Origin of the sequence: Pantoea sp. GD03673 (assembly GCF_029844725.1) — a bacterium.
Classification (GTDB): domain Bacteria; phylum Pseudomonadota; class Gammaproteobacteria; order Enterobacterales; family Enterobacteriaceae; genus Pantoea.
Genome location: NZ_JAOCKJ010000006.1, coordinates 194,574 through 221,460 on the forward strand (window position 1 = coordinate 194,574; position 26,887 = coordinate 221,460).

Here is a 26,887-nt window from a genome sequence, read left to right on the forward strand (position 1 = left end):
AGGACGGCGGGGATTAGAAATCGACATTAACACCTAACTGGAAATTACGACCCGGCATCACGGCCAGTGCCTGATCGTTACGATCCTGCTGGGTGGCGCTGGTCAGCTGACGGCTGCTGAGGTAATCCCGGTATTTGCGATCGGTTATGTTGTAAAGCCCGCCGCTCAGCCTGACGTTGTGCGCGACGCGCCAGTAGGCCGTCATATCCACCAGGCCATACCCCGGCACCCGCATGTAATCGGTGCTGGAATCCGTCAGGCTGTTGCCGGTGTTGGCAAAGCTGTTGCGATTCGTAGCACTGGCTTTTTTGCCTTTGACAAACGTGGCGGTGACGGCAGCACCATAACCGCGCGTTTCATCATCCCAGGCGAGCCCGACAATCGCTTTCATCGGCGCGACGCTCTCCAGATCGACATAGCGGTCACCCTGATAGTCTGACTTCGCCGCGCCCTGGGTGTAGCCAAACGCCAGATTCGCGCTCAGCCCTTCGAGCTCGCTGAACCAGCTGCCGACGTTCACTTTGCTGCTGATTTCAGCGCCGTAGATATACGCTTTATCGCGGTTCTCCGCCTGATAGGTGGTGTAGATGTTGCCGGGTACATTGACAAACTTACCCGGATTAGCCGCCCGGCTGTAGCGGGTAAAGGCGATGAAGTTTTTATAGTCGTTATAAAACGCGGCAGCATTAAGCGTCACGCCCTCTGCAACCTGGCCTTTTACGCCCCACTCGTAGTTGTTGCTGGTTTCGGTCTTCAGATCGGCATTGCCAATCAGCGCATACTGCGCTGGCCCTGCATAGCTGGAGCCCAGATTCCATGAGCCATAGAGCTGGGAGTCATTGGGGAACTGCGCGCCACGGGTATATTGCAGATACGTCATGAATGCCGGGGTCAGATCGTACTGGAAGGCGATCGACGGCAGCACCTGGGTGTCGCTGTTTGGCGAACCGTAGAGCGCAGAGACTTCGCTGGCGTCGAGCACGCTGCTGTTTGTCGTCAGCGTCGCCACATCACGCGGCCGGGTGTTCTGGTAAGCCACACGCACGCCCGGCACGATAGCCGCACGGTGTCCGTCAGCATCAAAGCTGATGGTATCCTGCAGATAACCGCCCACCGTGTAACTGCGGCTGTTCGCCTGTGGCTGCATGATCACGCTGGTGACGTTCGCCGCCGGTGACTGGCGGAAAGGCCGCTCGGTATCCATCAGACGCGCATTCAGCCCGGCACTCAGTTCATGTCGCCCGACGCTTTTCAACGCACGGGTATCAAAACCGTAACTGTCGCTGTTGTAGTCGGAGTAGACGGTTTGCCAGGCGGTCGCGCCTGACGGCATAAAGGTGTTGTCATGCGCCTGGGTTTGCTGCCAGTAAACGCGGGTCGTCAGACTGTCGATCAGATTATTGTAAGGGGTGTACTCATCCACCAGGCTGATACCCCAGCGTCGGGTATCGCTTTGCTGCTGTGCGGTTCCCCAGACGGTATTACCTGAGGTGCTCCAGCTGTCGTAATGGCTGTGGTGCGTTTTGTGATAGTAATCGAACGTCGCGCTGAACTTGTGAAGATCACTGGGCTGCCAGATGCCGGAGGTCATAAAGGCGTCGGAGTGCCAGTTGGCCGGATAAGCATCCACTGTGTCACTGTTGTTGCGGGTCTGCTGCCCGTCACGACGACTGTAAGCAAAAATTCCGCGCAGCGTATCATCGCCTGCTGCCGCAGTCATGCCGTTGTGCCAGCTGCGGCTGGCGGAGTCGTAGTCGCTTTGATAACCAAAATACGTTGGTTTACCGGGATGCAGATAGTCGTCCGGGGATTTGTTACGGAACGAGACGTTGCCGCCAATCGAGGTATTCGGCTGATCCACTGCCGTGGCCCCCTTTTCAATTCCGACACGTCCAAACATATACGGATCGATGTAATCGCGGCCAATGCCAAAGCTGTCGAGCCCGGCGCGTCCCACATAGCTGCGGCCGGTGGCCTGCGGCAACGGAATGCCATCCACATCCAGTCCCACGCGGTTGCTCTCAAGACCGCGAATGTTGTAACCGGTATAGCCGGCCCGATCAAAGCCGCTCTTACCGGCGGAGGAACCGCCACTGGCACCGGTGGCGCTGACCAGCGGTTCATAGCGCATGATCGACCCAAAGTCTGTGGCACCGCGTTGCTGCAGATCGCGGGCAGAGAGCGTGGTGTTACTGCCCGCCGTTTTTTTGATTTCCGGTGCCGTCACCGTCATGACCGGTTCAGCACTGCTGCCATAGCGTTCGGAAAGGGTGAGCGTGGCAGTTTCACTGCCCGCAGCGTAAGTGCAGGTGGTATTGATAAAAGTGGCGAGCAACGCCAGCTCAGACAGACGCGGTTGCGTCAATCTCCGAAAACGTGGTGACATAGGCGCGAATTACCTGATTAATTGTTAGTATTCGCTCACTTGCTTGCTGCACGGTAAAAACGGCTCTGCATAAAAGCCGTAAAAGCGGGAACATTATACGTGTCATTTTTATCGCCGCGAATTTAATGCAACTGATAATCATTATCAATATTATTTACATTTAGATATAAACCACAGCGCACAAATTGTTAACCCGAATGCATCAGCATTTATCAACACGTAAAGGAACAGAGTTATGGCGCAAAAACCTGTGGTTGTTATTCACTACTGTATGCAGTGCAACTGGCTGATGCGGTCAGCATGGATGGCACAGGAACTGTTGCATACCTTCGGCGAGGATCTGGCAGAGGTCACCCTGAAGCCAGGCACCGGCGGTATTTTTGAGATTACGCTGGATGGTCATCTGCTGTGGGAACGTAAGCGGGATGGTGGTTTCCCGGATGCGACGACCCTGAAACAGCGCGTGCGCGATATCTGCTTCCCGGATCGTACCCTGGGCCACATCGACAAGAATAAGAGTGAAATCAGCTAATTAACTGTGGGTGATTTTTTCAGCCGCGTCGTGCAGCGCCTTAATCAGCGTCTGCAGCGCGGCCTCTGAAATATCTTCCTGCGCCAGTCGCTGGTTCAGGGCAACCTTCAGCCCATGAATCGCCTGCTCAACAGCAGGAATACTGCGGTTGTTGACCAGAATGGCCAGCGTAGAGAGACGCATAATCAGGCGGGTTACCGTGTCGCGGTTATCAGCCAGCAGTGCCTCGCCTGCCGCCGTCAGACGGTAGGCTTTACGCGCTGCCTGCGCATCCACCACCTGAATCGCCTCCGTCTCTTCCAGCAATGTCAGATTGGGATAGATGATCCCCGGACTGGGGGAATACTCCCCCTTTGACAGCTCCTCAACGGACTTGATCAGCTCATAGCCGTGCGCGGCATTCTGCGCCAGGAAATGGAGCATCAGCAGGCGAATCTCACTCGCTTCCAGCATCTTCTCGCGTCGTTTACGTCGTCCGCAGCCGCCACCTGCGCGTGCAGACTGCTCGTCAGTGGAAGAAGAAGTCGGATGCTGTTTCATGACCTGCCCTGCTGAAAAAAGGAGACTGATGGTAGTCCGCCGCCTGACAAAACTCAATTGCCAGCACGGCTTACTTCTGATGCCAGTACGCCACCGCCCGCACGAAGTCGCTGTCGAGGCCACGCTGGGTCGTGAAGTAATCCGACAGCGCTTTAACGAACTCACCTTCACCGGTCAGCCAGATAAAGTAATCCTCCGTCGGAATTGCGATCTGATCCAGCTGGCTAATCAGGTGGCTGAGCTGCGCCTGCTGCATCTGACCGCTGCCCAACCAGTGTGTTGTGACGCCAGTCGTGTCGGGTAAATAGTCGCGGCCCGTCGCGTCATCGGTAAAGGCAAAGAGGTGCAGCGCCTGGGCACGGGCATCGCGCTGACGGCGGGCAAAAGCGGGCAGCCCGGTTTCGTCACAGACATAAAGCTGGAACGCGTAATCGGTCGGCACCACCAGCGAGCCGCGTGGCCCGCCAACAATCAATTGATCCCCAACCTGCGCCTGTGCTGCCCAGTCACTGGCCACACCCTGCTGATGAATATAGAAATCGAGAGTCAGTGAAGATTCACCATCGAATGCCAGCGGCGTGTAATCCCGCGCCTGCGGACGCAAACCTTCGGGCCAGACAATTCCCGCGTCGGTGATGTGTGGCAGAGCCAGGGCTGTACCCTCTGCTGAAGGGAAAAACACTTTGATATGGTCATCGAAGCCCGGCGACGTAAAGCCCGCCAGATCGCTGCCGCTGAACCGGATGCGCCAGAATTTCCCGGCAATCTTAGTTTTACTTGCGACCTGAATATGGCGAAAACGCAGTTCATTACGGACGCGCTGCGGCACACGCTTATCGGCTGTTGTAGTCAACATCTCTCTCCTGAAACAGGGGTCTGTGCCCGATGTTCAGGGGCATACCGACCATGATTAAACACCAATGGAATAACAATCATTCTCATCTGAAGCTGCAAGATTAGCTATGATATATCTTCGGCACAAGAACGAAAAATGCGATTCAGCGGTTTAAGATATATTTTAGGCGGTGCTGAAAGAGAGGGAATACAGGCGTGAAACGCGTGCATCCGCGATTTGGCAGTGGTGAAGGCGATGTCAGGTGCAGGTCAATTGACGTCAGAGAGGAAGCAGCAGGTGCAGGGTGTTTCGGGGGCAGGCCGTTCAGGGGACGTTGTCCGGCCCCTGAGGAGCCTGGCATTATCCTGCGCCGCCGGGGCTGGCAGCGCATCAACACTTACAGCGTGTCGTTGAATCCGGAAAAGGAGGCATTACTGCGGGTGTGATCCGGCAGCTCACCGTCACCCACAATCTCATGCCCGGAAACCTGGGAGTGGGGATGCAGTCCGGCTGGCGGTGAGAAAGGCTCAGCCTGCTGCGCCATCGCCATGACAGGCAATGCCAGAATCAGTGAAATCATTAAGCGTCGCATAGTTGTCTTCGATTGTCGTTTTGGCCAGAAAAGGCCTGAAAAGCAGATGAATGTTCCAGCCCTGCCTGAGAAGCACGATGATTCAGATATGACAGGGTTTCGGGAGAGGATTTTACGCCACAACGGGGACTTATTTTATAAAATCGTGCGGTTTGTCACGGTTTACCGCACGAAAGATGCAAAAGCCGGACAGGACCGCCATCCCCTGCCCTGCTGGCTACGCCTGCATGACCGGAACCGAAAAAACACCGCTGAGCCAGTCAGGTTTACAGTGTGCAAAATCGAGACGCAGCAGATCTTTACCCGGACGGCGTGACACACCCAGCGCAGGCAAATGCTGATAGTAGATATCTTCGATAAAGCGGGTCAGCTGCTCCGGCCTGCCGCTCCAGCGGATCGACGCATAGAGGCCGCAGACCTCGCGCCAGCTGGCGGTGTTGTCACCCAGCAACCCGACATGTTGTGGCTCCAGCGCCTGAAACAGGCTGATATTCTGCTGATCAGCAGAGCTATGGCCGGGGCCGTACTGAAAACCTAACCAGCCCTGCGTGACATGGCTGCCTGCCAGCGCGACCAGTTTGCGTGCCTGATCGGCCACCCGGTGATCGCGATCGGCAATGTAATCACCAAACTTACACTCCCACTCCAGCGTCTCGCCGCACAGGTGCAGATCTTCCTCGCGTTCCACCAGCGTTGCCCGCTCCGCCAGCGATCGCACCAGAATGCGACCATGAAAATTTTTGACCGGCAAATGGGGAATACGGCGAAACGCGCCAGGGGTCAGTGAAAAGTGCCCTTTGAACACCCTTGTGAAATTTTGCTGGTTATCAAAACCAAAACGGACGGCGATATCGATCAGCGTCATGCGCGTCAGACGCAGCGCCATAGCCGCCATCGTCAGACGCCGTTTGCGGGTATAGGCCGCCAGCGTCTGTCCGGTCATCTCCTTGAACATGCGCTGCATGTGCCATTTGGAATAACCTGATTTCAGGGTGATTTGATCGATATTGAGGTCGTCGGTGAGATTGGCTTCTATCCACTCGACCAGATCGTTGATGTGCTGTTTTTTAATAGCCTGACTGAGCATGATGGCGATTTACGACGCGGCTTAGGACTGGAATTTTCGTTACAAAAGAATAACAAAAATCACGAATCAGTGTAAGGAAAGGGTAAGGCGCAGGCACCCGTCTGGCGCGATTCCGCATTAATTGCTTAGGTTACTAACTAAAAAAGGCTGACCTGCGTCAGCCTTGTGAGTGTTAATAAATTCTGCAGCGGTCAAGCCTGCGAAGGGAATGCGGTCAGCCGGCATCCGCCTGACGCATGCCTGCGACGATTAATGGCTGCGCATCCCTGCCGCAGTCATCATCATTCGGAACAGCGAGGCAACCACACCCAGTGCCAGCACGCTGGCGGCATAGATAAATACCAGCCACATCACACGCTTCCACCACGGTGCTTTCGTTTCAGCCTTGTGATTGTGGTCTTTCATGCTGCTGAGGCTTTTCATATCAATGATATCCTGCGTCTGCTTTGATTTTTCCACGGAACACGTAGTAGCTCCAGAAGGTGTAGCCCAGAATCATCGGGATAATCAGCAGGCTACCCACCAGCATGAAGGCCTGACTCTGCGGAGGAGCAGCAGCAGCCCAGATGGTCACGGATGGCGGAATAATGTTTGGCCAGATACTGATGCCCAGTCCCGAGAAGCCCAGGAAGATGAGCGCCAGCGTCAGCAGGAACGGTGAATAGTGCGCCTCGCGTTTGATCGCGCGCACAATGCCCCACGAACAGAGCAGCACCAGCACCGGAACCGGCAGGAACAGGAACAGATTTGGCGTGCTGAACCAGCGATGAGAGATGTCGGCATGCGCAAACGGCGTCCACAGGCTGACGATGCCAATAATCACTAACAGCGCAATCACCAGCGGCGTAGCCAGCGCGGACATTTTACGGTGCAGCTCATTCTCGGTTTTCATGATAAGCCAGGTGCAGCCCAGCAGCGCGTAGGCCACAACCAGACCGACGCCGCAGAACAGCGGGAACGGTGCCAGCCAGTCCATTGCGGAACCGGCAAAGCGGCGTCCCTCAACCGGAATGCCATCCAGTAATGCACCCACGGCCACACCCTGACTGAAGGTGGCGATGATCGAACCGGCAATAAACGACTTGTCCCAGAATGCACGATGGCCTTCCACCGCTTTAAAGCGGAATTCAAACGCGACACCACGGAAAATCAGACCAATCAGCATCGCAGTCAGCGGAATCGACAGGGCGTCGGCGATCACCGCATAAGCCAGCGGGAACGCACCGAACAGGCCTGCGCCACCCAGTACCAGCCAGGTCTCATTGCCATCCCAGACCGGCGCAACGGTATTCACCATCATGTCGCGCTCGCCAGCATCTTTATTGAACGGGAACAGCAGACCAATGCCCAGGTCGAAACCATCCATCACGATGTACATCAGGGTTGCGAAAACGATAATCACAAACCAGATAACGGAAAAATCGATCATCTTAGTGGTCTCCATCCTTAAAGGTGGCAGCGGAAAGTGGACGCGCTGGCGTTTTCTTCTGACCCGGTCCGCCCTCTTCGGTGATATGACCTTCGCCGACAACCGGTCCCTGCTTAATCAGACGCATCATGTAGTGATACCCCACGCCAAACACCGAGCTGTAGACCAGAATAAAGGCCAGCAGGCTGATGCTCATGTGCATATCGCCATGTGCCGAGACCGCATCAATGGTGCGCTGCACGCCATAAACCACCCACGGCTGACGCCCGATTTCAGTGGTAAACCAGCCAGCCAGAATCGCAATCAGACCCGATGGTCCCATCAGCAGCGCAAACCACAGGAAAGGACGCGACTCAAAAAGACGCCCTTTGAACCGCAGCCACAGGCTGACCACGCCCAGCGTGATCATCAGCAGGCCCAGCGCCACCATTACGCGGAAGGACCAGAAAATCACTGTTGAATTGGGTCGATCCTCTTTCGGGAACGACTTCAGGGCCGGCACCTGCTTGTCCAGACTGTGGGTCAGAATCAGACTGCCGAGGTAAGGCACTTCCAGCGCATATTTGGTGCGCTCCTGCTCCATGTCCGGAATACCAAACAGGATCAGCGGCGTGGCCTCACCCGGCGGGTTTTCCCAGTGTCCTTCAATCGCCGCGATTTTGGCAGGCTGGTGTTCCAGCGTGTTCAGACCGTGGGCATCACCAATCATTGCCTGAATCGGTGCCACGATCAGCGCCATCCACAACGCCATAGAGAACATCCGGCGGATTGCGGGATTGTTGTTGCCCTTGAGCAGATGCCAGGCCGCCGACGACCCCACAAAGAAGGCACTCGCCAGGAACGCCGCCACCGACATATGGAACAACCGGTAAGGGAAAGAGGGGTTAAAAACGATTTTGAACCAGTCCTGCGGAACCACAATGCCATTCTGAATGATGTAACCCTGCGGGGTATGCATCCAGCTGTTAGAGGCCAGGATCCAGAAGGTCGAAATCAGCGTACCGAGGGCGACCATACAGGTGGCAAAGAAGTGCAGACCCGGCCCTACGCGATTCCAGCCAAACAGCATCACGCCCAGGAAGCCCGCTTCCAGGAAGAACGCCGTCAGCACTTCATAGGTCAGCAGCGGACCGGTGATACTGCCAGCAAACTCCGAGAAGCCGCTCCAGTTGGTGCCGAACTGATACGCCATCACCAGCCCTGATACCACACCCATACCGAAGTTAACGGCAAAGATTTTGGACCAGAAATGGTAGAGATCGCGATAGCTTTGATCGCGGGTTTTGAGCCACATACCTTCGAGTACAGCCAGGAAACTGGCGAGACCGATGGTGATGGCGGGAAAGATAATATGGAAGGAAACAGTAAATGCGAACTGAATCCTGGCCAGATGAAAGGCATCTAATCCGAACATTGCTTACCTCTTTGCCACATAGAACACCATGTATTTACTTATAATTAACAACTTAAGCCTGATGCGCTGACTTCTCTGCGCTTATTGAAATTCCCGCCGCAAATTTAGAACTATTTGCGCCGGGGAAACAGAAACAGTGGGGTTAATGAAAACTATAACAGTCTTTGTTGATTTTGATCATTGTTTTTAGCGGGAATTACTTATTTAAAAATAAGGCTTAAAGGTTAATCAGAGCGTGTTTATGTGTCGTTAATGTTACGGTATTTGTCACTTTAAAATTTCGCAACGGCAACACAAATCCTGACTAAAAAAAGCCATCAACCGGCTGTTTTCAGACGCTATTTTGTTATAAACCCGGATAACAAAAAGGTCAAATCTGAGAATGGGAATTTTAAATAATCTTATTTATTAGCAGGTTAAATCAGTAAACGGTGACCCGTACCGCTTTGTTTGTTTTTTTGCTTTATCCGGCTAAATTCAGCGCTGGATTCTGGCAGGAAATAGACAGAAAGCTGGATTTAAGCGCTGCCGTAAATGTTAAAAAAATGAGTCAAAAAGCCGTGATGAATTAACAGCGCGCCCAGGGCGGTCCATTATTCCGGGCCAGAGGTTGATAAACTGATTTAATAATCCGCAACGTTGCGAAAAGCCGCTGGGGTTATTTTCGCTGCCGTTACGTTATTCCGGTTTCGTTGCGTGAAAGGTGAGAAGAACAGTTCAGGCATCTCCTGCCAGGCAACCTGCGCCATCACGCTGAGGTTGCTGACAGGAAGGGATGCTACTCTGCTGCCGATTTTTCACGCTGCGCCAGAATCCGGCTCAGGTTCAGCTCCAGCCAGTCCGCCAGCCCCACAACCTGTTCGCTAACTTCGCGACCCAGTGCGGTCAGACGATATTCCACGTGCGGCGGTACCACATCGTAGGCGATGCGCTGCACGAAGCCATCTTCTTCCAGATAACGCAGATTCTGGGCCAGCATCCGTTCACTGACACCGCCGACCGCCCGGCGCAACGCACTGAAGCGCAGCGTCTGGTCCTGCAGGGCCAGCAGAATCAGTACGCTCCAGCGGCTGGTTACCCGTTTCAGTACGTCGCGCGACGGGCAGTTAACGTTAAGCAGTTCGCCACGACTAAATTTTTCACTCAGCTTTTCAGACATTTAATCTGTTCACCTCAAACTAACAATTCTGTAAGTACTTACTAAAAATTAGTTTATACCGTAGTCTGGATTTCACCAACAGCCACAGGAGTCATCACATGATTGCCGTTACAGGTGCCACCGGCCAGCTGGGCCGAATCGTTATCGATGCATTACTGAAAAAAGTCCCGGCGGCAGAGATTGTTGCCGCTGTGCGTACGCCCGCCAAAGCGGCCGACCTTGCAGCGCTGGGCGTGATTGTCCGCCAGGCCGATTATGAGCAGCCAGAGACGCTGGAGGCCGCTTTTGCAGGCGTGGATAAGCTGCTGCTGATCTCTGGCAGTGAAGTGGGCAAGCGCGAAGCGCAACATCACGCCGTCATTGAGGCGGCACGTGCGGCGGGCGTGGGCTTTATCGCCTATACCAGCCTGCTGCATGCGGATACCTCACCGCTGGGTTTAGCCACTGAGCACCGCGCAACAGAAGCGCTGCTGAGCGCCTCTGGCATCCCTTTCGCCCTGCTACGTAACGGCTGGTACACCGAAAACTACGCCGCCAGCATTCCACCGGCGCTGACGCATCATGCGTTTATCGGCGCGGCAGGTGAAGGTCGTATCGCCTCGGCTGCCCGTCAGGATTACGCTGAAGCCGCAGCCGAAGTGATGACCCGTGACGATCAGGCGGGCAACGTGTACGAACTCTCGGGCGACGACAGTTACACGCTGGCAGAGTTTGCCGCGGAGATTGCTGCACAGAGTGGTGAGCAGGTCGACTACGTTAATCTGTCTCAGCATGACTTTGCCGCCGCGCTGAAAAACGCGGGTCTGCCAGACGGTCTGGCAGAGATGCTGGCAGATTCCGATGCCGGTGCAGAAAAAGGGGGTTTGTTTAATGATTCCCATCAGCTGAGCAAACTGATTGGTCGCCCGACAACCTCCTGGCAGGAAGTGATTCGCGCTGCGCTGGCGAACCGTTAATTCTGCTGTTTCTGAGCGGACAACCCGGTCCGCTCGCTTCCCTCTCCTGCCTGACTTTCCGTTGCGTATGCCATTTTCTGCACCCTCTTACCGCAGCGGTTTGTTTTGCAAAATGTTAACAGACGTCTGTTTTCTTCAGGTTAAATTTTTTTATTCATGTCGCTAAGAGATTCATCCGAAATGTGTTTTTTGTGAACACCGATATATTTGGTTGAATTGACTGGAATTTATTAAAAAACCTCGATTAATAGACAATTTTTATTACGTTCATAGATATTCTGCATTGTTGTTCCGCAGGATGAGAGGGCTATAATTTCTCCTTTGTGCAACCACGACCGCTCAGGAGGCCGTTATTAATACCCATCGCCAGCAACAAAATGCACCTGAAGAGGTTCGTGCCGGGGCGGAAGTTGAGTATCAATACGATCCCCATGAACTGAAACTGGATCGCATGCAGGATTCTGAACCGGAACCGGAGCTGATTGAAGGCTTACCGGCACCGGATGCGCTGACCCCTGCCGATCGTTATCTGGAACTGTTTGAACATGTCCAGATGTCACGAATTTTCGAGGACAGTAAAACCTTCCCCGACTGTTCGCCTAAGTACGATCCGCTGGATGTGCTGATGCGCTATCGTCGACAGAAACGCAGCAGTGATTTCGACCTGTCGCGTTTTGTCGCCGATCACTTTTATCTGCCTGGCGTAAATGAAAGCTTTTATGTCTCCAATCCGGATAAAACGCTTAACGAGCATATTGATGACCTGTGGCCGGTTCTGACCAAAATGCCGCAGCAGCACATGCCGCACTCATCGCTGCTGCCGTTACCGAAACCCTATGTGGTGCCGGGCGGGCGTTTTGGCGAAACTTACTACTGGGACTCCTATTTCACCATGCTGGGCCTGGCTGAATCAGGCCGTGATGATCTGCTGCGTCACATGGCAGATAACTTTGCCTGGCTGATCGATAACTACGGTCATGTGCCGAACGGTAACCGCACTTACTATCTCAGCCGTTCTCAGCCGCCGGTCTTTGCCCTGATGGTAGAGCTGTTCGAAGAAGATGGCGTGCGCGGTGCAAGGCGTTATCAGGAACAGCTGATGAAGGAGTATCAGTTCTGGATGGATGGTGCCGGTTCACTGATGCCAAACCAGGCCTATCGTCACGTCGTGCGGATGCCAAATGGCTCGCTGCTCAACCGCTACTGGGATGACCGCGATACCCCACGTGATGAGTCGTGGATGGAAGATGTCGAAACTGCCCGTGAATCTAAACGTCCGGCCAGCGAAGTCTATCGTGACCTGCGTGCCGGTGCGGAGTCGGGCTGGGATTACTCGTCGCGCTGGCTGCGTAATCCGAAACGGCTGTCGAGTATCCGTACTACGCAGTTTATCCCTATCGATCTGAACGCGTTTCTGTACAAGCTGGAGCTGATGATCGCCACCCTGTCGCATGCCAAAGGCGAAGAGCTGACGGCGCTGGCGTGGCAGAAAAAAGCAGAGGCGCGTAAACGTGCCATCACCCGCTATCTGTGGGACAGCACGGCGGGTGTGTTCCGTGACTACGACTGGCGTCGCGAGCGTTTTGGTGCCTTTACCGTGGCCTCGGTGGTCCCGCTGTTTGTGGGTCTGGCAACACCGCATCAGGCGCACCTGCAGGCAATCTCTCTGCGTCACCTGCTGCTGAGCAACGGCGGCCTGCTGACCTCAATGGTGGAAAGCGGTGAGCAGTGGGATCGCCCCAACGGCTGGGCACCGATGCAGTGGATGGCGGTGGTCGGTCTGAATAATTACGGTGAAGAGACGCTGGCGAGTGAAGTGGCGGTGAACTGGCTTAACACAGTCAATAATTTCTATCAGCTTCACCACAAGCTGGTCGAGAAGTATGACATCAGCGGCGAGCGCGCCCGTCCTGGCGGCGGCGGCGAATACCCCTTACAGGATGGTTTCGGCTGGACTAACGGCGTTACCCGGAAGCTGATGACGATGTATGGCCATTTGATGGCTGACTGAGATCCACAGTCTGACAGGCATTAACGCAAAAGCCGGGTAATCCCCGGCTTTTTTCATGCAGGCTTTCCGGCGCTACTTCTTCGCTTCAGCACCCGGTTGCGACGCACGTTGCAGGAACTGCCGGGTCACGTCAGGCAGGTTGTGCAGCAGCCACTCCGCCATCGCCACTTCCTGATCGCGGATCTCATTCAGTATGCGTACGCCCTGCGTATCGCCCACCTGCTCTGCCGCAGCAATCAGGCTGGTGTAGCTGGCGATCTCAGCATTTTCAAAGACGTAGCCACTGATGGCACCCTTTACGACTTCATCTGAGTTAAACATACCGCCCACCGCCTGGCCGGTCGCCGCCATTTTACCCATCGCATCTTTCATTACAGAGTGATCGATACTGTGGCTGTCGAGCAGCTGTTCCAGCAGGGTCAGCTGATGCTTAGTCTCTTCCAGATGTTGCGCCAGACGCTGCTCCAGCGCCGGATAGTGTTCAAGACGGCCCGCCATCTTGCTCAGCATGCTTTCTGCCTGCTTTTCCATTGCATGCGCATCGCGCAGCCAGTCATGATAATGTTCAATCGCAGTCATGTGTCACTCCTTAAGAGACGGTAATAGCCTCGGCTACTGAGGTGAGTTTCTCATCCGTTTGTTTCTCTTCATTCAGGGTAGCTGCCAGCAGCTCAGCGGCTTTGGTGTAACCCAGCTTCAGCGCCAGCGCATGCAGCGTGCCATAGGTGGCAATCTCATAGTGCTCAACTTTCTGTGCCGCACCAATCAGCCCCTGATCGCGGACTTCGCCTTTTTCGACCGAGTCGATAATTTCCTGCGCCTCTTCAACCAGGCCTTCGAGCGCGTGGCATTTCATTCTTTTGATTTTGACTTCAGGTGTCACGTCTACCAGTTCATCGAGTCGTTCAATCTGAGCACGGGTCTCTTCAAGATGCTGATTAAACGCAGCGATAAGATTTTCGTCACTGGCAGCACGCGCCATTTTAGGCAATGCACGGGTTATCTGTTTCTCAGCGCTGTATACATCGGATAGGTCATGGATGAACAGGTCGTTTAACGTTTTCACTGTCATAAGATAGCCTCATTGATTAAAAAGCTGCGTCGGTAATAACGCAACGCCAGTCATATCGTTGACACCTGAAAAGTTTAGTGGAGATTCTTAATATCGCACGCTGTGGCAGTATGAATTTAAGACAAAAGTGGCATGCAAAATGCATTTTCCTTTTTACAGCAGACATTTAGCGGGGAAATGTTTTTATGGCTGCGGCTTCGCTAGCGATGGCGGAATTTGTACAAAACAATAAAACGCTGTATACATTTTTCAGATTACGCGCATAAAAAAAGCACCAGTCAAAACTTAGTTGTACAAGCTTTTATTAAACCGTATAGCTTTATTCGATCGGAAATAAAAAAACCGGCAGGGAAAACCCAACCGGTTTAATTAATAGTGCCTCGCTGTGTCAATGATAAATCAGAGACATAATTCAGGAGGTAATTATCTTGCAGGCAAAGGAAACGTGAATCTGTACAGCCCCGCAAACGCAATAAACTGCCGTTACAGCAGCATTAAAAGCGTTTAGCTTCTGCGGCTTACCTTACCTCCCTTGCGTCCGGCTTCAATGGCACGTTCGGGATCGTTCTTAAAGTTCCCGCCGCTTTTCTGGCCACCTTTGCGTCCTGCTTCCGCAGCCCGCTCTTTGTCGGCCGCAAAATTTCCGGCCCCACCTCGATATTGAGTCATTCTGTGTTCCTCTTTGAAAATTAAAATCAGAATTTGCACAGTTAATGCTTAATCAGGCCGATTCAGCAACATAAATGTAGACAGAAAATCGGCGCGATCAAGCTACAAAAATAAAAATGCCGTTGCCAATCCTGCTTATTGGTCGCTCACCCCTCATCCAGATTGGTAACGCATTTCAACTATCGCTCTTTTCTATTCCATAAAGAGCAGCGGCATTGAAAACTTTCCTTAGGAAAATCGCCGCGCCCTATTAATCGATCGTTTTCGAAAAATGTCCAATTGAAAAAATAGTAACCGAAGCGGCACCAGGATAACTTCACCAATAATAGTTAGTGAAGATGATCAACAAACGATCAATTTCCCTAAGCGAAGCGCTAAATACAATTCACCTCTTTTGTCCGGCACTCAAAATTAAGCGAGACGCAAGGCTTTGAGCTTACCTGCTGAAAACAGCTGATTTCGATCGATAAATGATCAATTGTACTGATTTAATGAAAATTTTGATCAGAATGACACGCCGTTGCGGGTGCAGATATTCGCCCGTAAGCGAAGCGGTAATATCCGGGTAATCCGCCGATGAACAGTGCGTTTTCGGAATAGTACTAAAAAGTGTTTTCTGTGGGGAAATTCATAGGTTTCGTGAGCGGCAGATGGCCGGATGTAAAATAGGCCGGATGGGATCAGGCAGTGTCCGTCGGGGAGTGAGTGTGCGAATGGTCGTGTAGGGGTCAATGCCCGCCAGCGTCAGAGCGGTTGAGACACGGCGGGATCAAAGGCGACACCGCGCTTGCCGTTTTTCTTAATGCGGTACATTGCTTCATCAGCACGCGCCAGTGCGGTATCAAAGTCATCTTTTACCTCAACCTGTGACACCCCCACTGAAGCGCCAATAGTCGCGTGCCCGTTGGCTAAATCAAACGGTTTCAGGACTGCGTCAAGGCAGGCATGCGCCAGCTGTCTGACCTGCGGGTGGTTAAGCGCAAACGGCAATAACAGAACGAACTCATCGCCGCCGAGCCGGCCAATGATCACCTCTGCCGGAGAAAGCGCAGTCAATCGCTGACTTAACTGAATCAACACTTCATCACCGCTGCGATGCCCCAGGGTGTCGTTAACGTGTTTGAAGTTATCCAGGTCAATAAAGACAACGCAGAGCGGCCCCTGCGCTTTCATCTCACAGAAATCATTTTGCAGGGCATGGCGGTTGTTGAGCATCGTGAGCGGATCGTGCAGCGCCAGCAGGGCGAGCTGCTCTTCATACTGCTTCTCTTTGGTCATGTCGATGTGGGTGCCGATCACTTTAACCGGCTCTCCCTGCGCATTCCATTCACTGACCCGGCCACGATCCAGCACCCAGGCAATGCTGCCGTTTTTTGCGATCATGCGGTGCAGCGCCTCGTAGTAAGGCGCTTTTCCGGCAATGTGATCATAAAATGACCGCAAAACCTCGGCGGCATCGTCGGGATGCAGGCTCTCTTTCCAGGATTCAAACGTGGCGTCAGTCTCTTTCGGCTGGAAGCCCAGCATTGCGCCCCAGCGCCGGTTGAAGATCACCAGTTTGCCGCTGGGAATATCGAGCTGCCACAGGAACAGTCCGGTGCCATCCAGCGCCGCGTTAAGTTTTGTGCGGGCGTCATGCGCTATACGCTTCAGACGCGCATTATGCTTTTTCAGGTTCTGTATCTGCAGACGCAGCGCTTCTTCTGACATGACCGTAACGGGAATGGAAAAAGGGCTATTGTGCCTGTCAGGTGGATTCTGTAAAGGGTGGCTTATAAAACACGATTAGTCGCGGTCAATTGCAGGCTGGACAGCACATCAGGCGGTGCGGGTCTGACAACACAGCACAGAGGCGAACCGGCAAATTGGTTTCGCCGTGAAATCTGTTTGTATTGCCACAAGGTTTAAAGGGGGAATGGACCAGTGAGAGATGAAAATGGGAATGTTCAGGCGCGGCGAGTCTGGCGACGCTCTGATAAGGCGTTTCCGCCAGAACGCAAAAACCCGCCAGAGGCGGGTTCTTTAAATATGGTGCCCGAACCCGGAATCGAACCAGGGACACGGGGATTTTCAATCCCCTGCTCTACCGACTGAGCTATTCGGGCAACGGGGCGCATTAAACCAAAGCGGCCCGGCAGCGTCAAACGCTTTTCACCAAAAATCACATCGGATGACCGCTTTTCCATCAACCCGCCAACTGTTGCTGGCTTTAAGCAAAAAACGTGACGACTGTCAGGATAAATTTTAGCCAGCGGAGCTGCAAAGGCTCCATTGTGCCGCGCGAATGCCGATAAATAGGGCGAATCCCACACTAATAATAAGGATCGTCATGTTTTCCACCATTACATCAGGAATTGTTTCGCGCCACAGCTGGCAGAAGCGCTCACATTCAGCGGCCACGCTGAGCTCGCTCAACGGCTCCATCGCCATGGTTGAATTCTCACCCGATGGCACCATTCTCAGCGCAAACGCCCTTTTTCTGGCCCGGATGGGCTACACGCTGACAGAGATTGAAGGCCAGCATCACAGCCTGTTCTGCACGCCGGAGCAGCTTCAGTCGCGGGACTATCAGGGTTTCTGGCTGCGGCTGAACCGGGGCGAAAGCTTCAGTAATAAGTTTCTGCGTATGGCGAAAAACAGCCGTCCGATCTGGCTGGAAGCCAACTATGTGCCGGTGCAGAACCGTCATGGGCGGGTGATTAAAATCGTCAAACTGGCCACCGACATCACGGGCCATATCAACGATGCACAGGAGCAGCGCGCCATTACCACCGCCATTGAACGGTCGATGGCGGTCATCGCCTTTAACCTCAAGGGTGAAGTGCTTAAAGCCAATGACAACTTTTTAAAAACCATGGGATACCGTCGTGAAGAGGTAGAAGGCATTCACCACAGTCACTTCTGTTCACAGGCAGTACGTGACAGCCGGGAATATAACGCGTTCTGGCAGCAGCTCAATCGGGGGGAATTTGTCTCCGGTCAGTTTCCACGGGTGAATAAACGAGGCGAGACGGTCTGGCTGCGTGCCACTTACAACCCCGTGTTCGACGAACAGGGCAGGCTCTACAAAATCGTAAAATTCGCCACGGATGTGACCGCACAGGTGGAAAAAAATCAGCAGGAGTCTGACGCGGCGCAACGGGCTTATCATACCGCGCTGCAAACGGATGAAAGCACAAAGCTGGGAGCCGATGTGATTGCCAGCAGCGTGCACACCATGAACGCGCTGGCGGGTGAACTGCAGGACATCTCCGGGGATATCAGCGGCCTGAGTGAATCTTCCGATCGTATCGGCGCGATTGTGGAAGGTATCCGCCGGATAGCCGATCAGACTAACCTGCTGGCGCTGAATGCCGCCATTGAAGCGGCACGCGCCGGAACGCATGGCCGCAGCTTTGCGGTGGTGGCCAACGAAGTCCGCACGCTGGCAGCCAATATCAATCGCGCAACCACCGACATTGAAAATCGCATACAGCAAAACCATCTGCTGGCGAGCCGGGCGCTGAAAGGGATTGAATCAAACCTGAAGCGTGCCGATCAGGGCGTACAGCTGGCGCAGGAAGCGGGCGGCGTGATTGCAGAAATCCGTGAAGGCGCAACGGACGTGGTGCGTGCTATCGGCCAGGTCACTAAAACGCTGAAGGTCTGATGCTCTGCGGGGGCATTCGCCCCCTTTGCTACGGTGTGGCCTGAACCGGCGCGTCGGGCACCGGCGGGATAAAGATATGGTCCAGAATATCCCGCATCACTGGCGCAGCCGTTACCCCTTCCCCGCCCCCATTCTCCAGAATCAACGCCACCGCCACTTTGGGATCGTTAAAAGGCGCAAAAGCGGTATAAAAGATATGGTCGCGCAACCGCACCGGGATCATCTTCGCGTTATAAGTCTGGTTCTGACGCAGGCTGAACACCTGCGAAGTTCCGCTTTTTGCGGCGATGCCATAAGGGGCCGTATGGAAATATTTATAGCCGGTGCCGTTGGGTGCATTCGCCATGCCAAACATCGCGTGGCGAACCAGTGACCAGTAGGGTGAATGGGGATCGCCAATCTGCGTCTCGCCCTGCTGCGGATGGTAGTTCTCAACAAGCGTGCCGCGCTGGGTTTTCTCCAGCAGATGCGGGGCGATGACGCGACCGTTGTTGATCAGCGCCACCATCGCTTTCACCATCTGAATCGGTGTCGCAATCCAGTAGCCCTGGCCAATGCCTACTGAAACCGTATCGCCCTGATACCAGGCTTTTTTATGCACCTTCTGCTTCCATTCACGGCTCGGCAGCAACCCGTTGTACTCCTCATTCAGGTCGATGCCGGTCGATTTGCCATAGCCAAACTGGCTAAGCATGGTGTGGATCCGATCAATGCCCATCATGAAAGCCACCTGATAAAAGAAGGTGTCGGCCGACTCTTCAATCGCCCGGGTCACATCCAGCATACCGTGCCCGGTTTTTTTCCAGTCACGGTAGCGCCGGTCCGTGCCCGGTAAAGTCCAGGTGGGCGCGCCAAAGAACTGCGACTGCGGCGTAATCACATGGGTCAGCAGCGCTGACATCGCCATATAAGGCTTCACCGTCGAGGCGGGCGGATACAGCCCCTGCGTGACGCGGTTGATCAGCGGCAGGTCTTTGTCCTGCAACAGCTTTTTATAGGCCTGATAGCTGATGCCTTTCACAAACGGGTTGGGGTCGTAGCTGGGACTGGAGACCATCGCCAGCACGGAGCCGTCGTGCGGATCTTCAATCAGCAGCGCCGCACGCTGCCCCGCCAGCAGGCTCTCCACATACTGTTGCAGATGAAGATCCAGCGTCAGCGTCAGGTTTTTACCCGCCACCGGCGGCACCTCTTTCAGCACCCGCACAATGCGGCCGTGGTTATCCACTTCCACTTCCTGATAGCCCGGCTTGCCATGCAGCAGCGCTTCGTAATAGCCCTCTATTCCCTGCTTACCGATGTTATGGTCAGCCGCATAGTTTTCGGCAATCCCCTCTGCATTCAGCCGTTTGTAGTCGTTATCGTTGATTTTCGACACATAACCGATCACATGGGCAAGATCGGCCCCATAGGGATATTCACGATCCTGGTAGGTCTCAATACTGGCACCGGTAAAGCGGAACTGATTAACCGCAAAGCGGGCGACCTGTTCCTCGGTCAGCTCCTCTTTCAGCATCACCGGCTTGTAGCGGCTGGTCTGCTTCAGCGCATGACGAAAGGTGTCGATCTCCCCGGCGGTCAGATTAACGATCGGCGTCAGCGCCCGCAGCGTGGCTTCCATATCGGTAATTTTGTAAGGCGTCAGCGTAATGGCATACCAGCTGACGTTGCGCACCAGCGGGATACCGTTACGGTCATAAATCAGCCCGCGCGTGGGGGCGATGGGGATCATCTTGATGTCGTTCTGGTTGGAGCGCGTCTGGTAGTAGGCATGGTCGCGCACCTGCAGACGAAAAAGGTTTATGCCAAGAATCGTGAAACAGATACAGACCAGAGCAAAGGCGATTGCGGCGCGACGGGCAAACAGCTTCTCTTCAGCGTCGAAGTTACGAAAGTTCATCAGGGGGCATTATCAGGCGATTAATTATTATCTGTTGTGGCGTAACATGATAAAGCGCGATCGCAGACGTGCCAGCGCGAAGATGCACAAGCCTCGGCAAAAGTGTGTCATTTGATGTGAATGTTACCGGAACGGCAAGGCAGGAAAGGCAGATCCTCCGGCAGAGGAGGATCTGAACAGGGCTAAGACAGCAGGCGGGAAACGTTACCCGCCACGCCGGTTAATCACCCAGCAGGACAGACTCCAGCGCAATTTTGATCATGTCGTTGAAGGTTGTCTGGCGCTCAGCAGCGGTGGTCTGCTCGTGCGTACGGATATGGTCCGATACGGTACAGATGGTCAGCGCTTTCGCACCAAACTCAGCGGCTACACCGTAAATACCGGCGGCTTCCATCTCAACGCCGAGGATGCCATATTTTTCCATCACGTCGAACATCTGCGGATCCGGGGTGTAGAAGAGATCGGCAGAGAAGATGTTACCGACACGCGCTTCAACGCCCAGGTTTTTCGCTGCATCAACTGCGTTACGCACCATGTCGAAGTCCGCAATTGCCGCAAAGTCGTGATCTTTGAAACGCATACGGTTCACTTTGGAATCGGTGCAGGCACCCATACCGATCACGATATCACGCAGTTTGACATCAGCACGCACGGCACCGCAGGAGCCGACACGAATGATCTTCTTCACGCCGAAGTCCGTGATCAGCTCTTTGGTGTAGATGGAGCAGGAAGGGATACCCATTCCGTGACCCATCACAGAGACTTTACGGCCTTTATAGGTGCCGGTGTAGCCCAGCATCCCACGCACGTTGTTCACTTCAACCGGGTTTTCCAGGAAGGTTTCTGCGATGTGTTTTGCACGCAGCGGATCGCCGGGCATCAGCACGACGTCTGCGAAATCACCCATTTCAGCATTGATATGAGGGGTTGCCATTGTTTAAATCCTTATTAAAGTGCTGATTTACAGCATGTTCTTGCCATAGTCCATTTCGGACAGGCCAAAATAGTGTGCAATTGTCTGACCAATATCGGCGAAAGTCTCGCGGTAGCCCAGTGAACCCGGCTCGACTTTCGGGCCGTAGATCAGAATCGGAATGTGCTCACGCGTGTGCTCCGTGCCTTCCCAGGTCGGGTCACAGCCGTGGTCAGCGGTCAGGATCAGGATGTCATCTTCCCCGACCAATGCCATCAGCTCAGGCAGACGGCGGTCAAACAGCTCCAGCCCGCCAGCATAACCGGCTACATCGCGGCGATGTCCCCAGGTCGAGTCAAAATCAACGAAGTTGGTGAAAACAATCGCCTGATCCGGCGCGGTTTTCATCTCCTGAATCGTCGCGTCAAACAGCGCATCCAGACCGGTCGCTTTGACCTTTTTGGTAATGCCCTGCTCAGCATAGATGTCAGCGATTTTACCTACGGAGATCACGTGACCGCCCTTCTCATCCACCAGCTTTTTCAGCATGGTGGCTGACGGCGGCTCGACCGCCAGGTCGTGACGGTTACCCGTACGCTCAAACTGACCCGCTTTGTCACCCACAAACGGACGGGCGATAACGCGGCCAATGTTGTAGCCCCCTTCGGTCAGCTCTTCACGGGCGATTTCGCACAGCGCATAAAGACGATCAAGACCAAAGGTCTCTTCATGACAGGCGATCTGGAACACGGAGTCCGCAGAGGTATAGAAAATCGGCTTACCGGTTTTCATGTGCTCTTCGCCCAGCTGGTCGAGGATCACCGTACCTGAAGAGTGGCAGTTGCCGAGATAGCCCGGCAGATCGGCGCGCTCAACCAGCCTGTCCAGCAGTGCCTGCGGGAAGCTGTTCTCTTTGTCGCTGAAGTAGCCCCAGTCAAACAGCACGGGTACCCCCGCGATCTCCCAGTGGCCTGACGGCGTATCTTTACCTGACGAAAGCTCACTGGCGTAAGCATACGCGCCGGTGATCGTCGCTTCAGCATCCAGCCCCGCCGGGAAGCGGCCGGTCGACAGCTCAGCCGCTTTGCCCAGACCCAGCGCGGTGAGATTAGGCAGATGCAAAGGGCCCTGACGTCCCTTGTCCGCTTCACCTTTAAAACAGGCTTCAGCGATGTGACCCAGGGTATCTGAACCTGCGTCGCCGAATTTATCGGCATCTTTACTGGCGCCAATTCCAAAGGAATCGAGAACCATAATAAAAGCACGTTTCATGCAAGTCTCCTGCGCATCGGCGCGTGACAAGTCAAAAAAAAGCGATCAGATCAGTATACCCGAATGCATCGCGGCTGGCACCGGTTACTGGTCAGTTAGCTGATATCGCTCACACGGCGATAGACAACCGGCGTCTCAGCCGGTGCTGAATCACTGAGTACCATTGCGGCTTTAACCGCCGCCGCGGCCTGCTGCCATTTGTCTTCGCTGCTGGCGTGAATCACCGCCAGCGGACGCTGCGCATCGGCACGTTCGCCCAGGGTGATCATCTCGCTGAAGCCAACGCTGTAATCAATGCTGTCGCTGGCGCGCTGACGTCCACCGCCCATCGCCACGACCGCCAGACCCAGCGCACGGGTATCCATGCTGCTGACAACACCAGGCTGGTCGGCATAGACCGGCTTGCTCAGCGTGGCCTGTGGCAGCCAGGTGTCATAGCGTTCAACAAAATCCGCCGGTCCCTGCTGGGCAGCGACCATGCGGCCAAACACCTCAGCCGCTTTTCCGTTATCCAGTACCGCCATCAGCTTCTGACGCGCTTCGGTGTCGCTGGCGGCCAGTTTGCCGGAGATGAGCATCTCGCTGCAGAGCGCCAGCGTCACTTCCAGCAGGCGCGGATTCCGCTGCTCACCGGTAAGGAAGCGCACCGCTTCGCGCACTTCCAGCGCGTTTCCGGCAGACGAGGCGAGCACCTGATTCATATCCGTCAGCAGCGCGGTGGTCTGGCAGCCTGCGCCGTTGGCGACGCCAACAATCGACTGTGCCAGACGTTCTGACGCGTCATAGGTCGGCATAAACGCGCCGGAACCCACTTTGACATCCATCACCAGCGCATCCAGTCCTTCGGCCAGCTTCTTCGCCAGAATCGAGGCGGTAATCAGCGGAATGGAGTCCACGGTAGCGGTGATGTCACGCGTCGCGTAGAAGCGCTTATCCGCCGGGGCCAGCGAGCTGGTCTGGCCGATAATCGCCACACCAACCTGCTTAATGATGTCGCGGAAGCGGTCATCGCTGGGGAAGATATCGAATCCCGGAATTGCTTCCAGTTTATCCAGCGTGCCACCGGTATGACCAAGGCCACGACCGGAGATCATCGGCACATATCCGCCGCATGCGGCGACCATTGGCCCTAACATCAGCGACGTCACATCGCCAACGCCGCCGGTCGAGTGCTTATCCACCACCGGCCCGTTAAGGTTCAGTGATTTCCAGTTAAGTACCGTACCGGAATCACGCATCGCCATCGTCAGCGCAACCCGCTCAGGCAGCGTCATGTCATGAAAATAGATGGTCATTGCCAGCGCGGCAATCTGACCTTCTGAGACGGTATTATCACGCACGCCGTTAATGAAGAAGCGAATCTCCTCTTCAGTCAGCGCCTGACCGTCACGTTTTTTGCGAATAATTTCTTGTGGCAGAAACAAGGTAGCCCCCTGGTTCAGGGAAATTGGGGTAAGAAACAGGCGGTCAGCGACCGCCTGAGGGATCAGTAACCCGCTTTGCTGGTGTCGCTGTCATGACCCAGGGTGTTGAGCAGGCTCGCCAGCAGGCTGGATGCACCAAAGCGGAAATGGCGCGCATCGGCCCAGTCGGCACCCAGCGTATCTTCCGCCATTTGCAGATAGATCGCGGCATCTTCAGCGGTACGCACGCCGCCCGCAGGTTTAAAGCCAACCTGCTTGCTGACGCCTTTATCACGGATCACATTCATCATGATCTGCGCGACTTGTGGCGTGGCGTTTACCGGCACTTTACCGGTGGAAGTTTTAATGAAATCGGCACCTGCGTCGATAGCAATTTCAGAAGCCTGACGGATCAGCGCTTCCTCTTTCAGCTCACCGGTTTCGATGATCACTTTCAGCAGCACATCCGCGTCAGCACAGGCAGATTTACAGGCTTTCACCAGATCGAAACCGACCTGGCTGTTACCGGCAATCAGTGCGCGATACGGGAAGACCACATCCACTTCATCAGCACCGTAGGCGATGGCGGCGCGGGTCTCTGCCAGCGCAATGTCGATGTCGTCGTTGCCGTGCGGGAAATTTGTCACCGTGGCGATGCGGATCTCTGGCGTCCCCTGCTCCCGCAGCGTTTTACGCGCAACCGGAATAAAGCGCGGATAGATACAGATGGCGGCGGTGTTGCCTGCCGGGGATTTAGCCTGATGACACAGGGCGATCACTTTTGCGTCGGTGTCGTCGTCATTCAGGGTCGTTAAATCCATCAGTTGCAGGGCGCGCAGGGCAAGAGATTTACTGTCGGTCATGAGGCTCTCCAAAGGATCGGGGTGCAACCCACCGGCTTGCCGGCGGAATGTTATAATAATAACACTCAGAAGCGGCCTGATATGTGCCAGCAGTCACAGAGGAATAAGAAATTGATGCAATTTTTCCACGCTCAGTGTGATTAAAATCGCATATAACAGCGTTCAGTGGCCATTATACGCCAGCGGGCGCAATGTTACTATTATCACATTTAAGCGCGTCGTGCAGATTCGATGCGGCAGTGCCGGTCAGTTGCGCCGCGCCGGAAAAGCGGGATCGAGCTGAAACAGCTGCTGGCTGTTGTGCCAGAGCGCATCGGCAATCTCGTCGGGTGACTCTTCACGCAGGCTGCAGAGCACCTCCCACACCTGACGCGCCCGTTCAGGCCGGTTTGGCTGACCCTGAAAGCCCTGCAGCGGCATGTCGGGTGCATCAGTTTCCAGCAACAGCGCAGAGAGCGGCAGCTGTGACACGGTCTGACGGGTTTTGCTGGCGCGTTCATAGGTAATGGTTCCGCCGATGCCAATTGCATAACCCAGCTTAATAAAGGCCTGCGCCTGTTGCAGGCTGCCCGCGAAACCGTGCACCACGCCACGACGCGGCAGGTCGTGACGACGCAGAAGCTGTGCCAGCTTGTCATGGGTCCGGCGCGAATGCAGGATCACCGGCAGCTGATAGCGTTTCGCCAGCTTCAGCTGCGCCTCAAGAAAGCGTTGCTGCTTATCAAACTGCGGATCGTCACGATAGAGATCCAGCCCGATCTCGCCGATCGCGACCACCTTACGCGCCCGCTGTTGCAAAAAGGTTTCCAGCTGATCGAGATGGGCCTCCTGGTGATCTTCAATGACGATGGGATGCAGGCCCAGCGCCGCGTAAAGTGGCGGATGGGCCGCAGCCAGCGCGCAGACCCGCTCAAAGCGACTGGCATCAATCGCCGGGATGATGATCTTCTCCACACCCGCCTCAGCGGCGCGCGCCAGGCTGGCGGTAACGTCCCCTTCAAAGGGCGGAAAGTCGAAATGACAGTGCGTGTCGATAAACTTCATGCCAGCGATCCTTTGTCGTAATCCGCATCATTCTCTGCCAGCGACGGCGTGATGATCAGGCGGGTATCGGGTGCATTGGCGACCGGCGCAGGCGGCGTGACGATGCGCGCGGAGGTCAGCGGTTCGGCGTCGCTCAGCCACTGGCCCAGCGTGGCGAGGAAATAGCGACCGCAGCGCCGCCCCAGATGATAATCCTGATTCAGCGCAGCAACACGACTGCCCAGCGCACTGCTGGCCAGCACACGCGGCGGAAAGATTTCGATAATGCGTAAGTCATCGGGGGGATTCTCAATGAACTGCTGAATTTCCTGATAGCTCTGCTCATGCTTGTTCAGCACGTTGATCATCGGCTGCAACGCGCCAGTGCTGAGCCAGCGCTCCATGCGCTTAAACCATTTCGGGGTGTAGAACATCTGCGACGGCACCGTGCGGATCACCACAATGGTATCGGCACCGCGACGTGCGGCCTCGCGTACCGGAATCGCATCGCTGATGCCGCCATCAAGATAGCTGATCCCTTCCAGATTGACGCCCAGCCGGTAAAAACCGGGTATGGCACTGGACGCTTTAATCAAATCCAGCCAGTTATCGGCCGTGGGATTAAAGTAGCCGGGTGTGTAGTCGTCGCTGCGGCAGGCGCACATATAAAACTCGCGGCCGCTGGAGAACAGCTGTTCTGCGCTGCTCATCGCCAGCGGAAACTCACTGCGCGTGATATCAATCAGCCAGTCGAGGTCAATCAGGTTGCCTCCGCGCACAAAGCGCAGCGGATCAAAAAAGAGTTTACTGGTGGTATAGCGGGTAATCACACGGCGGGCATAACCGGGCTGACCACAGACAAAGGCAGAAAGATTTTGCGCACCGGCAGAGGTGCCGAGCATCAGCTGAAAGGGATTAAATCGGGCGCGCTGAAATTCATCTAATACGCCTGCGGTAAAAATGCCGCGCTGACCGCCGCCTTCACATACCAGGGCAATTTTCTGCGCTTTGAAAGGGGTCAGGGCCAGAGGTTCAATAGTACCGAGTGTAACAGGAATGCGTATACCCACTGTGAGAACCTCAGGAAAGGGTTCCGGGCATGCTGGAGGAGGAATCCGTTGACGACGGCAGCATTCCGGAGAACCAGTCATATCATCCTTTAACCGGCAGGCCAGTCGGGCT

At 54.8% G+C, this 26,887-nt stretch carries 24 protein-coding genes and 1 tRNA gene; 4 read left to right on the plus strand and 21 right to left on the minus strand.

From position 1 onward, the window contains the following. Window positions 1–13 precede the first annotated feature (13 nt). A complete protein-coding gene (locus N5J69_RS13370) occupies window positions 14–2,386 on the minus strand; it encodes a TonB-dependent receptor (RefSeq protein WP_279770932.1) in 2,373 nt (790 codons plus the stop codon). A gap of 235 nt (window positions 2,387–2,621) precedes the next feature. On the opposite strand from N5J69_RS13370, the gene N5J69_RS13375 reads away from it, so the two are divergent. Beyond that, entirely contained in the window at window positions 2,622–2,918 is a 297-nt protein-coding gene (locus tag N5J69_RS13375) for a SelT/SelW/SelH family protein (RefSeq protein ID WP_279770934.1), read from the plus strand. On the opposite strand, the gene N5J69_RS13380 is transcribed toward N5J69_RS13375, so the two are convergent. From N5J69_RS13380 to N5J69_RS13415, 8 genes are all read right to left on the minus strand, one after another. Next, on the minus strand, window positions 2,919–3,458 hold the full coding sequence (locus N5J69_RS13380; protein ID WP_279770935.1) for a PadR family transcriptional regulator: 540 nt from the start codon (window positions 3,456–3,458) through the stop codon (window positions 2,919–2,921). Window positions 3,459–3,528: 70 nt separating this feature from the next. Further along, window positions 3,529–4,311 carry a siderophore-interacting protein gene (locus N5J69_RS13385; protein ID WP_279771222.1) on the minus strand — a complete coding sequence of 261 codons (783 nt, stop codon included), beginning with the start codon at window positions 4,309–4,311 and terminating at the stop codon, window positions 3,529–3,531. A 379-nt stretch (window positions 4,312–4,690) separates the two neighbouring features. Further along, window positions 4,691–4,873 carry a hypothetical protein gene (locus N5J69_RS13390; protein WP_279770936.1) on the minus strand — a complete coding sequence of 61 codons (183 nt, stop codon included), beginning with the start codon at window positions 4,871–4,873 and terminating at the stop codon, window positions 4,691–4,693. Window positions 4,874–5,102: 229 nt separating this feature from the next. Further along, window positions 5,103–5,972: a helix-turn-helix domain-containing protein gene (locus N5J69_RS13395; RefSeq protein ID WP_279770938.1), complete on the minus strand. Its 870-nt coding sequence runs from the start codon at window positions 5,970–5,972 to the stop codon at window positions 5,103–5,105. A gap of 249 nt (window positions 5,973–6,221) precedes the next feature. Then, window positions 6,222–6,395 (minus strand): DUF2474 domain-containing protein, encoded by a 174-nt coding sequence (locus N5J69_RS13400; protein WP_279770939.1) that lies wholly within the window; start codon window positions 6,393–6,395, stop codon window positions 6,222–6,224. Window position 6,396: 1 nt separating this feature from the next. Then, window positions 6,397–7,401, minus strand: coding sequence for a cytochrome d ubiquinol oxidase subunit II (gene cydB / locus N5J69_RS13405; protein WP_150019338.1), 1,005 nt, complete (start codon window positions 7,399–7,401; stop codon window positions 6,397–6,399). 1 nt (window position 7,402) lies between these two features. Next, on the minus strand, window positions 7,403–8,815 hold the full coding sequence (locus tag N5J69_RS13410) for a cytochrome ubiquinol oxidase subunit I (RefSeq protein WP_279770942.1): 1,413 nt from the start codon (window positions 8,813–8,815) through the stop codon (window positions 7,403–7,405). 778 nt (window positions 8,816–9,593) lie between these two features. After that, window positions 9,594–9,974 (minus strand): helix-turn-helix domain-containing protein, encoded by a 381-nt coding sequence (locus N5J69_RS13415; RefSeq protein ID WP_279770944.1) that lies wholly within the window; start codon window positions 9,972–9,974, stop codon window positions 9,594–9,596. A gap of 98 nt (window positions 9,975–10,072) precedes the next feature. On the opposite strand from N5J69_RS13415, the gene N5J69_RS13420 reads away from it, so the two are divergent. Together N5J69_RS13420 and treF are read left to right on the plus strand one after the other, a co-directional pair. Beyond that, a complete protein-coding gene (locus N5J69_RS13420) occupies window positions 10,073–10,930 on the plus strand; it encodes an SDR family oxidoreductase (protein ID WP_279770946.1) in 858 nt (285 codons plus the stop codon). Between the two features lie 352 nt (window positions 10,931–11,282). Next, on the plus strand, window positions 11,283–12,941 hold the full coding sequence (treF, locus tag N5J69_RS13425; protein WP_279771226.1) for an alpha,alpha-trehalase TreF: 1,659 nt from the start codon (window positions 11,283–11,285) through the stop codon (window positions 12,939–12,941). A gap of 72 nt (window positions 12,942–13,013) precedes the next feature. Here the strand turns inward: treF and N5J69_RS13430 are convergent, their stop codons facing one another. The 5 genes from N5J69_RS13430 to N5J69_RS13450 form a co-directional block, all read right to left on the minus strand. Continuing rightward, complete coding sequence (locus tag N5J69_RS13430; RefSeq protein ID WP_279770948.1) at window positions 13,014–13,520, minus strand: DUF892 family protein; 507 nt, start codon at window positions 13,518–13,520, stop codon at window positions 13,014–13,016. A gap of 10 nt (window positions 13,521–13,530) precedes the next feature. After that, on the minus strand, window positions 13,531–14,013 hold the full coding sequence (locus N5J69_RS13435) for a DUF892 family protein (RefSeq protein WP_033784034.1): 483 nt from the start codon (window positions 14,011–14,013) through the stop codon (window positions 13,531–13,533). 504 nt (window positions 14,014–14,517) lie between these two features. Beyond that, complete coding sequence (locus tag N5J69_RS13440) at window positions 14,518–14,682, minus strand: general stress protein (protein ID WP_004571242.1); 165 nt, start codon at window positions 14,680–14,682, stop codon at window positions 14,518–14,520. A 744-nt stretch (window positions 14,683–15,426) separates the two neighbouring features. After that, on the minus strand, window positions 15,427–16,392 hold the full coding sequence (locus N5J69_RS13445) for a sensor domain-containing diguanylate cyclase (RefSeq protein ID WP_279770950.1): 966 nt from the start codon (window positions 16,390–16,392) through the stop codon (window positions 15,427–15,429). Window positions 16,393–16,711: 319 nt separating this feature from the next. Continuing rightward, window positions 16,712–16,787: transfer RNA gene (locus N5J69_RS13450), tRNA-Phe, on the minus strand. Window positions 16,788–17,011: 224 nt separating this feature from the next. On the opposite strand from N5J69_RS13450, the gene N5J69_RS13455 reads away from it, so the two are divergent. Further along, window positions 17,012–18,331: a PAS domain-containing methyl-accepting chemotaxis protein gene (locus tag N5J69_RS13455; protein ID WP_279770952.1), complete on the plus strand. Its 1,320-nt coding sequence runs from the start codon at window positions 17,012–17,014 to the stop codon at window positions 18,329–18,331. Window positions 18,332–18,359: 28 nt separating this feature from the next. Here N5J69_RS13455 and mrdA read toward each other — a convergent pair whose 3' ends face one another. The 7 genes from mrdA to N5J69_RS13490 all read right to left on the minus strand — a co-directional run bounded on the left by mrdA (window position 18,360) and on the right by N5J69_RS13490 (window position 26,775). After that, window positions 18,360–20,231: a penicillin-binding protein 2 gene (mrdA, locus tag N5J69_RS13460; RefSeq protein ID WP_279770954.1), complete on the minus strand. Its 1,872-nt coding sequence runs from the start codon at window positions 20,229–20,231 to the stop codon at window positions 18,360–18,362. Window positions 20,232–20,451: 220 nt separating this feature from the next. Continuing rightward, window positions 20,452–21,165, minus strand: coding sequence for a purine-nucleoside phosphorylase (gene deoD, locus N5J69_RS13465; protein WP_010248951.1), 714 nt, complete (start codon window positions 21,163–21,165; stop codon window positions 20,452–20,454). Window positions 21,166–21,192: 27 nt separating this feature from the next. Continuing rightward, a complete protein-coding gene (deoB, locus tag N5J69_RS13470; RefSeq protein WP_279770956.1) occupies window positions 21,193–22,416 on the minus strand; it encodes a phosphopentomutase in 1,224 nt (407 codons plus the stop codon). A 95-nt stretch (window positions 22,417–22,511) separates the two neighbouring features. After that, window positions 22,512–23,840: a thymidine phosphorylase gene (gene deoA / locus N5J69_RS13475; protein ID WP_279770957.1), complete on the minus strand. Its 1,329-nt coding sequence runs from the start codon at window positions 23,838–23,840 to the stop codon at window positions 22,512–22,514. 62 nt (window positions 23,841–23,902) lie between these two features. Continuing rightward, the gene (gene deoC, locus N5J69_RS13480; RefSeq protein ID WP_279770958.1) at window positions 23,903–24,682 is read right to left on the minus strand and encodes a deoxyribose-phosphate aldolase; all 780 of its coding nucleotides are present in this window, start codon (window positions 24,680–24,682) and stop codon (window positions 23,903–23,905) included. Window positions 24,683–24,928: 246 nt separating this feature from the next. After that, the gene (locus N5J69_RS13485; protein ID WP_279770960.1) at window positions 24,929–25,726 is read right to left on the minus strand and encodes a TatD family hydrolase; all 798 of its coding nucleotides are present in this window, start codon (window positions 25,724–25,726) and stop codon (window positions 24,929–24,931) included. Next, the gene (locus tag N5J69_RS13490; RefSeq protein ID WP_279770962.1) at window positions 25,723–26,775 is read right to left on the minus strand and encodes a patatin family protein; all 1,053 of its coding nucleotides are present in this window, start codon (window positions 26,773–26,775) and stop codon (window positions 25,723–25,725) included. Before N5J69_RS13490 ends, N5J69_RS13485 begins: the two co-directional genes overlap by 4 nt. Between the last annotated feature and the right edge of the window lie 112 nt (window positions 26,776–26,887).